We start from the raw sequence: 14,866 nt of genomic DNA on the forward strand, positions 1-14,866 counted from the left end.
CAGAATTAGTCAAACAATCAGATCAAATTATACCACTATCATCCAGTAAAATGAAGCAAGCCTTTATAAATGCGAAGCACCGTCTCCCAATTCGAACTGTAAATAATAACTGAGAACGTAACCAACGTCTGTGTGATGAGGCAGCGGAAATAGAAGTAGGCTTTGGACACCTTTTTCCGATTCACGGTCGTGATTTTAAACATATTCTCCAGTGCAATAATAATGCCATGGTACAGCCCATAGAGGAAGTACAGCCATGTAAAGCCGTGCCAGAGACCCATCAATACCATGATCAGGATGGAGAGGCTTGCGGTGAGCCCGACAGAGGGCGTTTTGCGCGAGAAGAACATGAAGATGTGGTCTCGGAAAAAGTCACCCAACGTCACATGCCAATTCCGCCAAAATTGCGTCATCGAGGGGGACAGGAGGGGTTTTTTGAAGTTTTCCGGCATCGTATAGCCCATCAAACGCCCAAAGCCAATCGCCATGTCCGAATACCCCGAGAAGTCGAAATAAATCAGTGCGTAGAACCAGATCAACAGGAACAAGGAATGCCATGTGTGAAGCTCATGCGAGAGCACGTTATTGAAAATACCCGTCATCCATGTGACAACAACAATTTTCTTAAAAAGGCCAAGAATAATCCGCTTTACACTGTCTTCGAACAGTTTGGCGTCGACGGTGTAGGGCTTTTTGCTATCCGCCATGAAATCACGGAATTTTAGAATCGGACCCGACGTGAAGGTCGGGATGAACAACACATAGTTCGCATAATCGATGGCGGGTACTTCGCCGTCTTTGCCAAAGAAATAAGCGAAATAATAAGCATCAATGACCTTCAACACGTTATAAATGAGGCCCAAATAAATAATCGTATCAAACATCGGATTGTGGAAAATCCCCATCACGAAAAAGCGAACCCCGAGAAAAACGCCCACAATGTTGGCCGCAATTCCGAAGATGAAGGTGGCCTTGCGCCAGAGAGTTGTCCGACATAAATACACGAAGCCGACATAATTGATTAGGGTAAAAATGGCATAGAAAACGACCAGCTTTTTGCTGAACAACAGCAGAAAGCATAGGCTGAAAATGATCATTAAGATGCGTTTATTATCCGCCCACTTGCGGGTAAGCATGAGAACGGCGATCATGCCGCTCATTGCGACCATCGCGTTCATGTGCATATAAAACATAGCTAGAGAACTCCTCGCTTGCTAGAAATGCTGGACCTACTAGAACTGCTAGAAAGGCTGAATTCAAGGCTAGAACTTTTCGTAAATGAATAGTCCCTTGCCGGTAAAATATACGAAAACCAAGTATAGCATCACGAGGTAGATGAGGATTTCGATGGTTTTCCTAAGGAATTTAACCATGTGTCAACCTCCTTCGTAAAGATCGGCGCACCCTCTTCGCGGTTCAGGTGGACCAGGTCATGGAAATAGCGCGGCTCAAACATATGCATGAGGTCAAGTGTCGGTACCTTCGCGGCCTGAAGCTGAGCATTAACCGCCTCTTTCAGTGAAGCCACATAGGGTGGATCGGCGTAGCCACCATTCCATGGCATCCAGATCACACGCAGCGCGAGCTTGTGCTCGTCGGCATACTGCAGTACCCACTGCAAGGCGTCTAGATTTTGCTTAAAATCTTTCAAGGTCATGGCGCCGAAGCGCTGGTTATAGTCATCCCACTTGACCTTCAAGGCGGTATCATCCTTACGTCCAGGGTACAGCTCTTTATCGATCCAGCGTGGCTGGTAGTCTAGGCTGCCCTTGCTCAGATTGCGAGCGAACTCCTCGCCCGAATCTCGGAAGTAGTCGCGGTACGTATACACATACGGCTGGTACCAGGGCTTAAACCACTGATAGGTTGGGTCAGTCTCGAGGGCGTCGAGCATCGTATGAACATCGATTCCAATGACGAGCTCATCTTGAACCTGATAGAGGTCATCCTTCAGGATCGATTTAAGATCGGTCAGCTTCCCGTAGGAGAGCCCCATCTCCACCAGATGGCTATCTGCCTTCTCTTCGATATAAGCCCCCGTTACGGACGAATTACCGAAGAAAACTGGACCCGAATGGGACCAGCCGTGATGGTAGAGTGTTTTGGTAAAGTCGTTCTTGTAGAAACGGCGTGAAGACGCCATCGGGTCCCACTGCGAGATGAGGAGGTCGGAGACGACGATGGCGAGCAACAAGCCGAGCACAAAGCTATTTTTTTTAAGAAAGGCGGCTGCTTTCAATAGAATCACTCATTATCTTTGAAATGGAAAAAACTTATAGTGCTTTCTCTTGCCAAGCGTGGTACTGCTCGCGGAAAGTAGCAGGCCATTGCGACTCATCAAGTCCGTACTGGGCAAGGAATGCGAACGCCCAACGCTCAATACCGAAGCCGACGCAGCCAGTGACGGCGTTGCGTTTGCCCATTTTAATATTAAAGGCGTTACCGAACGTGTTGCTATGGAAGTTGACCGAAGAGCAGGCAATTGACTTCTTCACATGCGGGATGGAGAGGCGAAGCTCATACTTCATCTCTTGGTTGCGCTGGAACGACGCTTTCACTTGGAAATCGTTCGTGAAGAACGGATCGTTCGCGATCTCCAGCATGCTGTCTACGTTCCACTCTACGGCGAGCTCTTTCAAATATTCAATCGATTTCAGGCGGTTCTCTTTGACGAAGTCAGGCTTACCGACGAAAATGATTTCGCGCATCGAGAAGTCAAGCAAGCGTCCGAAATCGGAGTGGTTTTTGGACTCGAAACGATGACATTTCGCAATGGCTGTGACGACGATTCCGTCGCCTTCAAGCGTTTCATTTTCCAAACCTTCATAGCAGTGGTAGCACGTAGAAGGATTCATCATGAAGTTAGGCTTGACCATGTTCGCATCCATCGCCAATGGCTTCTCTTGATCCCAACCGCCCGCCTCACGAATGGATTGGGAGAACGATTCGATGACATCCAAATCCTCGCGAAGATGCGTCACGAAATGGATGTGCTCCGGGAAAGACGTGAAGTGATTCGTTTTGTTGAGCGTATGGCTGTGAATGACGGCAGGATATTGCTCCTCTTGCATGCCTTCGAAGCGTTTGGCGATCTTCGTGACGAACGAGTAGTCCAGGAAGCGCATCAAGCTGGAGAACGGCTCACGGAAAATGAAGAGGCCCGGCTCAAGCACTTTAATCGCCTTGCGTTCCACAAGCTCAGCAATAATGTCGCCTTCGTACGGCGTGTTCACTTTGTGCTCGAACAGGATGTTTTCTTTGAAGCCGAAATCACCGTGGGAGAAACGCTCAATCAAGCGCTCCACTCGCGCGGTAATCCCTTCATCACCATTCGGTGAGCTGTGGGTAATATGGATGTGACCGTCAACTAAAGCGATATCGTGAATATGCTCATCTGCGAAAGCAGAGGCATATTTGACTTGTCCATGTTGGCTTTCGGCCAAGCCTGCCAATGAAATTTTAACCGTATTCATGCTTATTTACCTCGCTGTCTTCTTGGAAATAAATTCGGCAATTTCACTTACCGTGTTCATGGGATACAACATTAAATCCTGGTTCGTCACTTGGATATTGTACGTTTTCTCGATATGAGCAATTAACGCCGTTGCACCGACGGAGTCGATGAAGCCGTAGTCGAAGAGATGAACGTCTACGTTGAAATCATCATCGTCCTCAGCAATTTCGTAGCGTTCGCGAATATGCTGTTCCAGCTCAGCGAGTAGGGATTCGTTAGACATGGGAAAGCCTCCTGATTTAAGTAAAGTAGGTGGAATGAGTTATGGCTGAGCATCGACAGCGCTTGTAAAAGTAAGGGTCCTCACGTCACCATAACGGGTGATCGTATACGTATGTGCGGCTGCGTCATGAACGACAGCAGCATCGCTAGCCTCGAAAGTGAGCTCGTTAGGACTATACAACTTCAATTGCTGCAGCCCTGCCGATTGCAGCTTCACTTGCTGCTTATTGCCTTCCGAGCTAAGGGTGAAAGGCACATTCGAACGCACCACATGGAGCTGCTGGGAAGCAGGACCAATATGAAGGTTCGTTTTGCCTGTTAAACCGAGGTAGAGCTTGTTTTCGATCGTTGTGTACACATGGGCATCACTTTGCAGAGAGTACTGGGCCAGCTTCTCGCCTTTTTCGATGGAGACACCTAGGGTGTCCGCATACTCTTCGGCTAAGGATGGGACAGCGGAAGCATCGACCGTTAAGGTCGCATGGAAATGCGGGTTACTGCCGCTTAAATGATCTTTGAGACGATCCCATAAGTAGGACGCCCAGGATTGGCTAATGCGAACCTCGCTTTTCATCGCGGTTAGGAACGATTTGGCCATCTGCGTCTCGGACATAAAATTATAATCATGCTTCGTACGAAGCTTGTCAAAGTAATCGGCAAATTCGGTTAACTCCGCAACCTTCTCAGGCACAGGGTAATGATATTCAATATGCTCGAAGTAATCGATCGGCATATCGAGTTTGGCCATGGACTCGAATACGTCAGTGTTCGCAAAATCGCCTGTCGGCCGTAGCACAGGGGTAGGTGTATGAATGAGCATCGGCGTGCTGTTCTTTTCTGACCCATTTTGCAGCATAAAAGGCAGCGACCAGATCGATCGCGGGCGGTCAAGGACAGGGGACTCCGCTGGGAAAAATCCGAAATTGTACCACATGCCTTGCCCTGTTTCGGATTGCAGCGTCTGCACATGATCCTCATTGTTCACACGCCACGTATGCTGGTTCGTTCCAGGGTGGAGCCAAGGAATACCCAGCTTTTCGAAAGCTTGTTTATGTAAAGCGATCTCAGCCTTCTCGTCTTCCGTACTCTTAAAATTATGCACAAAAATATGCGGATTTAGTTGTAAATGATTGTCGCGCGCGTACTGAATGAACGCGTTTAACTCTGCTTTGTAAGGGAAATGCGGATCGTCGATCGCCACAGGCGATCCAAACTCAATGCCGCCTACGACGAGGTCATCCTTGCTGTCGTGATTAAGATCCAGCCACAAAGGTACCGAATAATGGCCCGCCACCAAGGCATGGTCGCCGACTTGGTTCAAGGTTGTCCCTTCGAGGGGACCTTGTGCTGTCCAAGCGCCATCGGCGCCTTGGAGGAACACCTGCAGGTCCCCGTCGCTGCTGCCGACCACGAGATCTGGTCGGCCATCTTGATTGAGGTCACGCACCGCTGGCGCGGCGTGCGTGGCCTGGTGCGGCAGCGTGATGATTACGCTGCCTTTCGGTTCAAGATCCAGGGCCGCTGCGCTGCGGCCCTTGTAGAGCCACACTCGTCCATCGGCTGCGCCTAGGACGAGGTCGAGTTTGCCGTCGCCGTTCACGTCGGCGACGAACGGCGCTGCAGGCCCTGCGGGCAGCTGCAGCGCGGCACTGCCCGCGCGTACCGCCGCGGGCTGACCGAACCTGCCGCCCGCGAGCTGCGGCAGGGACCACACCGCGCCGGACTCGTCGGAGACGACGAGGTCCGTGCGGCCGTCCCCGTTCACGTCAGCGGCGTGAACGGCACTGTAAGGGCCGAGCTGGAGCGGCGCGCCGCTCTCCAGCAACAGCTTCGATGGCGCGCCGAACGTGTCGGGCTGCGCCAGGCCCTTCGGCAGCGGCTCACTGGCGTAAGCCGCCGCGTCCGGCCCTTGATTCGTGTAGACGTACACGAATCCGTCACTGCTGCCGGCCAGCACGTCAGTGCGGCCGTCGCCGTTCAGGTCCGCGGCGGCAGGGTACGCGCGGTAAGGCAGTTCAATCGCGCTCGCCAGATCGCGATCTTGGGGGTACGTGGCTTGCCGCAGTGGTACGCCGGCCGCCATGACGTGCAGGCCGCTCGCGTAGCCTGAGCCAGGCAGCTCACCGACGAACGACGGCTTCGCGTTCGTTCCTGTGTTGAGCTGCACGGTTATGCTCTCGCGCCATTTGCCCCAGTAGAAGGCGTTGCGAACCAACGTGAACGAGGGAACCTCGTTATACGTTTTGAGCGTCTCCGCCCAGGCAATGCCATCCTTTTGCCCAATGGCGGGCATCGCCTCGAAATGGTTCTGAAACGCCATCGCAGGTCGCCCATAAGGCCCAAGGCTTTTCTTCACGCTGTACCCGAGCGTCTCTTTCGAGACATAAGCCAGCAGCTCGCTGCGGTATTGCATGTTGGCAGCGGCCCAAGCAAAATTGAAATAAGGTTCAATCGGCAGCGCTCTTTTATTGAAATACGTCGTTCCAGGTGTAAATTTGCTCTCTGATTGATATTTGGCTGCATATTGGGCGAAGCCTAGCTTCGGATCCGAGCCGCTCATCATGTCATAGCCTGTGGCAAAGTAACGATTCGGCAGGAAATTGCTGCTGATCAAGACAGCGCCTTTGCCTACCCGATTATGCATAACAAGGGAAACGGGCGTCTTGGACTCGAATGCTTTACCCATGTTCACAACAGAAACACCAGCGGAAGGTGTAAAACCAAATCCAAGGTTAAAACCTGGCATATCATCCATTTTAGTATGCTTTAAATAACTGTTTGTAAATAGTTGAAAGGTTTGTTGAATGCCTTGCAAATTAATAGGTACTTGCGGATAGCTGAGCGTAAATGTGTTTACAGTAACAACAGATGAACCGAAATCAGTAAGCGGCAGCTTTTTCAAATCAATAATCGCTTTAGCCCCTAGGAAATCCAACGGAAATCGTTCAGCGAACTCATTTTCCAACAACAAATGGCCGCCTTGCTTCACGAACGCAATCAATTTCTCCTCTTGTTTCGTCCAATCAGGATCTTCAACTAGTCCTGGATCGAGATACAACGCATCATAGCTGCGCAGCTGACGGGAGGAGAGGGTAAGTAAGTTTTGTTTATCAATATGAACACCAGCCTGCAGGGTTTGCTCGAAATGGCCATAAGCCGCCGTATCGAAAGCATCACCATTCGTGGCATAGAGCAGCTTAGTTGCTTCTACTTTTGGTAAAAATAGAAGCAATACAACTAGAATGAGACAACTCAAACCGAGCCCGATCACCAATTTCAGTATACGAATTTTCGACAAAATCAACGTTATCCCTCAATTGTTAAAAAGATTGCAATTCGTCCTACTATCCTTGCCATTATAGCATTCATAGGTACGTTTGTTAACTTTTAAAGGCAAGACCGCCTTGTCGGAACGTGAAACCTATGGAAGTATCACCCTGCCCTAGATTCCCCCCTATTGTTTCTGTTACACTAAAGAGAAGACTTAGAGGGTCGGCCCATGATCTATAATTGAAAGGATTTGCTGCTATGCGTACGATACGGAGAGAAGATGTAGAATTATTAGCCCCTGCGGGGGATTGGGATTGTTTGCGAGCGGCTGTTGCCAATGGGGCGGATGCCGTGTTTTTTGGTGTGGAGAAATTTAATGCGCGCGCTCGTGCGCACAACTTTACGATGGCGGAGCTGCCCGACATTATGTCATTCCTTCATCTATATGGCGTTCAGGGCTTCCTTACGTTTAACATTCTCGTGTTTGAGGAAGAGTTGAACGACGCGAAGCAGTTAATTGAAGCGTGTGTGGATGCAGGCGTAGATGCGGTCATTGTACAGGATTTAGGTTTAGTCAAAATGATTCGTGAAATCTCCCCCGATTTCCCGATTCACGGTTCCACGCAGATGACGATTACATCGCCAGAGGCGGTTGAGTTTACCAAACCGTTCGATATCGAGCGTGTCGTGCTCGGGCGTGAAAATAATTTGAAACAAATCAAACAAATCGGTGATCAGGCGAAGCTTCCAATGGAAGTGTTCGTGCATGGTGCGCTTTGCGTTTCCTACTCGGGCCAGTGTTTAACCTCGGAGATGTGGGGAGGCCGCTCCGCGAACCGCGGCGAGTGCGCGCAAGCGTGCCGCTTGCCGTATGATTTGATGGTCGATGGCGTACAGAAGCCAATGGGCGATGTGACGTATTTGCTGTCGCCGAAGGATTTGGCAGCCATTGAAATCGTGCCTGAGCTGATCGAAGCGGGCGTTCGTTCTTTCAAAATTGAGGGGCGTCTGAAGACCCCTGAATATGTAGCCAATGTTGTGAGCAAATATCGCAAAGCGATTGATCGTTATTTCGATGGGGAGGACGCGCGACCTTCCAAAGAGGAAGTGCGTGAGCTGCAGCAAAGCTTCTCGCGTGGATTTACGGTTGGTTTCCTGCAAGGAACCAACAACAAGCAATTGGTCGACGGCACGTTTCCGAAGAGCCGCGGCGTGTTTGTGGGCCGCATCAAGCAGATTCTGCGCGATGCCGTCATCTGCGAGCTAGAGGCGCCGCTGAAGCGCGGCGACGGGCTTGTGTTCGACGCGGGGGACCCGACGAAGAAGGAAGAGGGCGGACGCATCTACGATTTGCGCCGCAAAGGCGAGAAACTCGAGGGTGAAGCCGAGGGTGGATTGATCGAAATCGTCATGGGACGCAACGATGTGGACCTGGGACGTCTTCATGTGGGCGACCGCATCTGGAAGACGAATGATCCTGCGCTGGACAAGCGTTTGCGCCAGACGTTTGAAACGGATAAACCTTACCGTACGTTCCCGGTAAGTGTAAGAGTGAGCGGCGTGCTCGGGGAGCCGCTGAAAAGCTGGTGGACGGACACGCGCGGCGGTCATACCGTCTTCGTACAGTCCGAGCTTCCGCTGGTTCAAGCGGAGAAGAGACCGATGGACGAACAGCTCTTCACCGAGCAGTTCGGTCGCCTGGGCGGCACGATTTACGAGCTTGCCGAGCTGGATGTCCAGCTGGACGGCGCGTTGATCGTGCCGATGCGTGAGCTGAACAGCATGCGTCGCATGGCTGTTGAGTTGATGGAAGACGAGCGCCAGAAGCCGCGCGCGTACATCAAGCGCGCCGTCGGCGTGTATGACGACGTGCCAGCTACTGCGGCCGTGAAACAAGCTGAAGCAGGTGGCTTAACGGCTTCCGAGCGCAGCGAGGTGGAGCTGACCGCGCTATGCCGCAACCTGGACCAGGTGAAGGCTGTGCTGGCGACAACGGACGTTGGCTTGATTTATGCGGATTTCGAATTTATTAAGCAGTTCCCTGCGGCGGTTGAAGCCGTTCATGCGGCTGGGCGCAAGATCGCCCTGGTCACGCCACGGATTCATATGCCAGGGGAAACGGGCTATTTTAAGAATATTCTAAAGCTGGGGCCAGATGCGGTTCTGATCCGTAACACAGGCGCAGCGTTCTTCTTATTGAAGCACCGCTTGGAGAATCCAGATGCGCACCATCCACAGCTGATTGGCGATTTCTCCTTGAATGTGGCTAACCATAAGACGGCCGCATTATTCTTGGAAGCTGGCTTGTCCAAAGTAACGCCATCGTACGATTTGAACATTCAGCAGATGGTCGATCTGCTTCGCCGTGCGGAAACATCCAAGCTTGAAGTCGTGATCCATCAGCATATGCCGATGTTCCACACGGAGCACTGCGTCTACTGTACCTTCCTCAGCGAAGGTACGGATTATACGAATTGCGGTCGTCCGTGTGAGGAGCAACGTGTGTCCTTGCAAGACCGAGTTGGCATGTCGCATCCAGTACGCGTAGATGAGGGCTGCCGCAACACCGTGTACAACGCGGTTGATCAGTCAGGCGCAGAGTACTTGAACCATTTCATGGACCTTGGCATCCGCTCGTTCCGTGTCGAGTTCTTGGAAGAGACGCCTGAGAAAGTAACGGAGATTCTTGAACTGTACCGTCGCGCGATCGATGGTCAAATCAGCGGCACACAAGTATGGCGCTCGCTGAAGGCGACGAACCAGCTAGGTGTCACTAAAGGAACACTCGTGAAATAGTGATGGTGTAAGGTAAGTAGACGAATAGATGTCGAAGTGACTCACGCAGGTGGTTTATTGTCTGCATGGGTCATTTTTCGTTTTGTACACACCCCACCCCCACCGCAAACCCCATCCCCGCCCCAAAATTCTAATTTAGGACCAACATCCAGAGGTCAACCTTCTATTCGATGCCAAGCAACATGCCAATGTGGAAGAGCAAGTCTACCTGATCGCCCGCCTCCAATATCTAAATGGAAAACATGCATCTAAATCGCTGATTTTTTGATAACAATGAGATATAACTGGAAATATCCAGTTAATCGTAAGCTTTCCTCTGGATATTCTGGCTTTGTGGGGAATTAGCTGTACTTTTCCAGTTATTTAAACAAAACCAGCAATTCCAGCAGAATTATCTGCATTTTTTCCAGTTAAATCAATCAGGCAGTATAAGGCGCCTCGACGCAGAGCATGTTCATTTAGAATGTCACCGCAAGTTCACAATTTAGACACAATATTTTAATCTATTTTTCAGATTCGCTTAATGTTGGTTTATTGTTCCTTCCGTATAGTGATGATGGTAAGTAATGAACGAATAGAAATGGGGGATCTTGGATGCTAGAGGTCAAACAAGTCAGCAAGCTCTACGAAAACAGCCGCGGCGTACATAACATCGACTTCTCGATGCAGCGTGGAGAAATCGTCGGCTTCTTGGGGCCGAACGGTGCTGGCAAAACAACGACAATGCGCATGATCACAGGTTACCTGAATCCGACGCATGGTCAAATCTGGGTAGACGGCCACTCCATGGCCGAAAGTCCGAAGAAGGCGCGCCGCAAGATCGGCTACCTGCCAGAAACACCACCTTTGTATCCGGAGATGACGGTACAATCGTACCTGCGCTTCATCGCGAATCTGCGTGACGTGCCTGCGCGCGAGCAGAAGCTCGCTGTCAGCGAAGCGATCAGCAAGCTGGGCTTGCAAGGTCGCGAGAAGCAAATCATTCGCTCCCTGTCCAAGGGCTATAAGCAGCGCGTCGGACTCGCGCAAGCGATTCTGCACAAGCCAGATCTGCTTGTTCTGGACGAGCCCACGTCGGGCCTCGATCCGAAGCAGATCATCGAGATCCGCCAGCTTATCCATGAGCTGGGCGAGAACCACACTGTGCTGCTGAGCACGCACATTTTGCCTGAAATTAACGCGATTTGTAACCGCGTTCTGATTATTAACCAGGGCCGCGTCGTCCTCGACGAGCGTCCAGAGCATCTCGGCCGCACAATGGGCGAGACGTTCGAGGTGTCGCTCGAGGTCAAGGGACCTCGCGAGCGGATCTTGACCGAACTGCGCAGCCTGCCGTCCGTCGGCGAAGTGAAGGAAGTCGACACGGCAGCGGCGAACGAAACGCCACCTGCACAGGCAGCGCCAGCGCTCGAAGCGGAGTCCGCGACGGACGAAGCCGCTTCTCCAGCTCTAGCCGTCGCGCCAACGCCGACGGAATCCGTGAAGCTGCTTGTAACCTCGGCAGATCGCGCCGAAGACATCCGCGAAGCGTTGTTCTTCCGCCTCGCTGGAGCAGGCTACCCGATTCTAGAGATGAAGCGGGAAAGCCTCAGCCTGGAGGATATTTTCCTCAAGCTGACGACAGACGAGCCAGCGGAGCCTGAACTTGTACCATCCGAGGAGGTAGACACCGATGCGTAGAATCTGGGCCATTTGCTCGAAAGAGCTTCAAATGTATTTCTTTTCGCCAGTTGCGTATGTCGCGTTTGCCTTCTACGTGCTGCTGTCGAGCTTCTTTTTCTACATTAATTTCGTGAGTGGACAGCCGCCGATCGTTGATGCGCGCTCCATTGTGGGCAACACCTCGTTCATCTATCTGTTCATTATCCCGCTCATCACCATGCGTCTAATCGCGGACGAGTTCCGTCAAGGAACCGATGAGTTGCTCCTGACGTCGCCAACAGGTATTGGCGAAATCATCTTGGGCAAATATTTGTCAGCGCTCATTGTGCAAATCGGTTTAGTAGCGGTCAGTTTGATCTATCCGTTGATTATGTCTGCGTTTGGCACACTGGATAAGCCTGTAACATGGCTGTCTTACTTGAGCATGTTCCTTTTAGGCTGTGCGATGATGGCGATTGGACTATTCGCATCCAGCCTATCGAATAACCAGATGGTAGCGGGAATCTCGGCCTTCGTTATTTTGCTCCTGCTCTGGCTCTTGGATTGGGTAAGCAGCAGCATGACAGGCAAATTAAAGGATTATGTCGGTCAATTCTCCTTGACCAGCCACCTGAGCAACCTGCAAAAGGGCGTGCTCCACGGCGGCGACATCCTCTTTTACGTGACATTAACTGCCTTGTTCCTGGTTCTATGTATACAAGTCCTTGAAAGAAAGCGTTGGAGGTGAGCGGAATGAATAAGTGGATACGGGGAACGAACGCGACAGTCCTATCAATCGCCGCTATCGGCATTTTCATCCTTCTGACAATCTTCCTACACTCGCTGAAAGGCTTTCAGGTAGATTTGACGAAGAACAAAAACTTCACACTCACAGAACAAACGACCACAACACTTCAAAATCTGAATCAAGATATTCACGTGATCGCCTTCACGAACAGTGGAGACGGCAATGAGTTCGTCACCCGTCAGGTGTCGGATATGATGGCGGAGTATAAGAAGCGCAGTGGCAAAATCACGTTCGACGAGTACGATATGCTCAAACAGCCTTCCATGGCCAAGCAATACGGGGTGGATCAAGGCGGAACGATTATTTTCGAGCTGGGTACCAAAAAGCAAAATATCAACTACTATGAACTGTTTAACGGGCAACAGGACGGTTCATATACGTTCTCGGGCGAAGAGAAATTTACGCAAGCGATTCAAAGTCTGACATCCACAGAGAAGCACACGGTTTATCTGCTCTCAGGTCATCAAGAGTACCCGGGAACAGCGATGAGTATATTCAAAAGCAGCCTGGCAGCTGCAAATTATGACGTCAAGGATTTGAACCTTTATGTGGAAGGCAAAATCCCAGATGACGCCCAAATGCTTATGCTGCTTGGACCGCAGAACGACCTGAACGATAAGGAAGCGTCACTCATTCAGGAATATTTGAAGGGCAAGGGCAAGATTTATATCGCCCTGGGCTTCAACAAGGATATGTCGACCAAATGGAAAAACATTGACGCGATCATGAATTCGTTTGGTGTTAAAGATCAACATGCGATCGCAATTGAAGCGAAGCAAACGTCCTTGTACGATCCTTTAACGATTATCCCGCAATACGGATCACATGATATTACGAATAAGTTGTCCAGCAATAATTTGATCACAATGCTTTCATTAGCAGTGACGTTGAATACGGATGAAAGCGCGCCGGATTATACGAAATCGCTGTTGTTGACCACAACGGATAAGGCTTATGGCGAAACGGATATCAATGGGCTGGCACAGTCCAAAACGAAGCAGGATGCGACCGATGTCAAAGGACCACTCAACTTGGGTTATGCGGTTGCGGATAAAGATAGCAAGCCGAAGGCTGTTATTCTTGGCGGTTCGACTTTTGTGCTGGATCAAGATATTCAGAATCAGGGGAATAAAGATTTTGCACTCAACAGCATCAGCTGGCTGCAAGAGCAGAAGGATCAGATTACGATCCGTCCGCGCAAAGGGGACGCGTATCAACAAGCGATGATTACGCCTAGCCAAGCAAACACCATTTTCCTCGTTACGATCGTGATCTTGCCGCTTCTGTTCCTGGTTATTGGCGGTTTGATCTGGTGGAGGAGGAGAAGAGGATGAAACGGTTTATTCCCACGATTCTGTTAGTCGTCCTATGTATTGGCGGCTTCTGGTACGCCTCAACCAAGGACTTCTTCCAAGAGAAGAAAGATGAACCGAAGTCCCTTCTGACCTTGAAGCAAGAAGAAGTGCAAGCCATCTCGCTATCTACGGAAGGCGGACTGACGCTACTGAACCGCACAACCAATGGATGGGATATGCAAAAGCCGCAAGCGGCGCCAATCAATGCGAACCAAGTGGATGCTTGGCTAGATGCGATAGGTCTCGTGACATCGACCAAATTGGTTGACGAGCAGGCGACGAATCTAGTCGAATACGGCTTGGATAAGCCAGTCGGCACCTATGAAGTCACCATGAAGGATGGCTCGAAGAAAGGCTTGCTCGTCGGAACGGCGCTGCCGATCCAAGGCTTCTCCTACGTGCAAGTGGCAGGTGCTCCTGCCGTGTATCAAGTGAGTGATCAACCGTTGACCTCGCTAAAGAAAGCTCCTGTGGATTTCGCGCAGACGAGTCCGATTCAGCTTGAGAACGACAAGGTGCAAAGTGTCAAGTTGACATGGAAGGGCCAGTCGTGGACGCTCGCCAAAAGCGATAAGGATAAGGTCGCTGCAGATGCGAGCTGGAAGCTGGGGGATAAAGAGCTCAAGGGCGCAGACGCAAGTCCGCTGCTGGATCAGCTGATCTTCCTGCACAGCGCAGAGCTTCCGCAAGCGGCCGCTGCGAAGCCGACGACAGGCGGAGAGCTTAAGCTCGAGATCGCCTTGACCGTAGATGGCAAGGACGTGACCGACGTCTACGAAGGCAAGAGCAGCGGCGATCAAATCTGGCTGGCTAAGCAAGGCGGGCAATGGGCTTATGCGCTAACCGCCGAAGACATTCAAAAATTAGCAGATGCCTATGCGGGGAAACCTGCTCAGCCTGCATCGTAATAACTAAAACTAACTGCTCCATACAGCCGTGTGCTGGGATGGGGCAGTTTTTTTGTTCAATCGACATAAAACGGCATAATTTGGGAAAAATAAAGGTAGGAAAGGAGGAGATGTGCCCATGTACAACGCGCAAGACAATCAAGGCAACGGACAGATTTCAGGTAAAGAGCTTTCGTATGTGACCGATACGTTTAAGAATGAAGAGTTACTAGCGAAGCTTTGTATCCAAGGTGCAGTGAACAGTCAAAGTCAGTCTTTGAAGAACGCATTAACTCACCTTTCGCAGGAGCGCATGCAAAATATGAGTATCCTGATCAATAGCCTTCAGCAGCAATCTGGCATGACACACTAA

General features: G+C 50.8%; 11 protein-coding genes. 6 read left to right on the top strand and 5 right to left on the bottom strand.

Annotated elements, in window-relative coordinates:
• Positions 1-38: 38 nt before the first annotated feature.
• The 5 genes from MJB10_RS00750 to MJB10_RS00770 form a co-directional block, all read right to left on the bottom strand.
• Positions 39-1,193, bottom strand: coding sequence for an MBOAT family O-acyltransferase (locus tag MJB10_RS00750; protein ID WP_314800563.1), 1,155 nt, complete (start codon positions 1,191-1,193; stop codon positions 39-41).
• A gap of 131 nt (positions 1,194-1,324) precedes the next feature.
• On the bottom strand, positions 1,325-2,239 hold the full coding sequence (locus MJB10_RS00755) for a hypothetical protein (protein ID WP_314800565.1): 915 nt from the start codon (positions 2,237-2,239) through the stop codon (positions 1,325-1,327).
• Positions 2,240-2,273: 34 nt separating this feature from the next.
• Positions 2,274-3,473 carry a class-II aminoacyl-tRNA synthetase family protein gene (locus MJB10_RS00760; RefSeq protein ID WP_314800568.1) on the bottom strand — a complete coding sequence of 400 codons (1,200 nt, stop codon included), beginning with the start codon at positions 3,471-3,473 and terminating at the stop codon, positions 2,274-2,276.
• Between the two features lie 6 nt (positions 3,474-3,479).
• On the bottom strand, positions 3,480-3,737 hold the full coding sequence (locus MJB10_RS00765) for an acyl carrier protein (protein WP_314800570.1): 258 nt from the start codon (positions 3,735-3,737) through the stop codon (positions 3,480-3,482).
• 39 nt (positions 3,738-3,776) lie between these two features.
• Entirely contained in the window at positions 3,777-7,034 is a 3,258-nt protein-coding gene (locus tag MJB10_RS00770; protein WP_314800572.1) for an FG-GAP repeat domain-containing protein, read from the bottom strand.
• Between the two features lie 230 nt (positions 7,035-7,264).
• Here MJB10_RS00770 and MJB10_RS00775 point away from each other — a divergent pair, with 230 nt between their 5' ends.
• From MJB10_RS00775 to MJB10_RS00800, 6 genes are all read left to right on the top strand, one after another.
• Complete coding sequence (locus tag MJB10_RS00775) at positions 7,265-9,802, top strand: DUF3656 domain-containing U32 family peptidase (RefSeq protein WP_314800575.1); 2,538 nt, start codon at positions 7,265-7,267, stop codon at positions 9,800-9,802.
• A gap of 594 nt (positions 9,803-10,396) precedes the next feature.
• A complete protein-coding gene (locus MJB10_RS00780; RefSeq protein ID WP_314800577.1) occupies positions 10,397-11,482 on the top strand; it encodes an ABC transporter ATP-binding protein in 1,086 nt (361 codons plus the stop codon).
• The gene (locus MJB10_RS00785; RefSeq protein ID WP_314800580.1) at positions 11,475-12,191 is read left to right on the top strand and encodes an ABC transporter permease subunit; all 717 of its coding nucleotides are present in this window, start codon (positions 11,475-11,477) and stop codon (positions 12,189-12,191) included. Before MJB10_RS00780 ends, MJB10_RS00785 begins: the two co-directional genes overlap by 8 nt.
• A 5-nt stretch (positions 12,192-12,196) precedes the next feature.
• Positions 12,197-13,585, top strand: coding sequence for a GldG family protein (locus MJB10_RS00790; protein WP_314800582.1), 1,389 nt, complete (start codon positions 12,197-12,199; stop codon positions 13,583-13,585).
• Positions 13,582-14,514, top strand: a complete 933-nt coding sequence (locus MJB10_RS00795) for a DUF4340 domain-containing protein (RefSeq protein WP_314800585.1) — start codon at positions 13,582-13,584, stop codon at positions 14,512-14,514. The genes MJB10_RS00790 and MJB10_RS00795 overlap by 4 nt, the downstream gene beginning before the upstream one ends.
• A gap of 118 nt (positions 14,515-14,632) precedes the next feature.
• Positions 14,633-14,866 (top strand): hypothetical protein, encoded by a 234-nt coding sequence (locus tag MJB10_RS00800; protein ID WP_314800586.1) that lies wholly within the window; start codon positions 14,633-14,635, stop codon positions 14,864-14,866.

It is taken from the genome of Paenibacillus sp. MBLB1832, assembly GCF_032271945.1.
Classification (GTDB): Bacteria; Bacillota; Bacilli; order Paenibacillales; family NBRC-103111; genus Paenibacillus_E; species Paenibacillus_E roseopurpureus.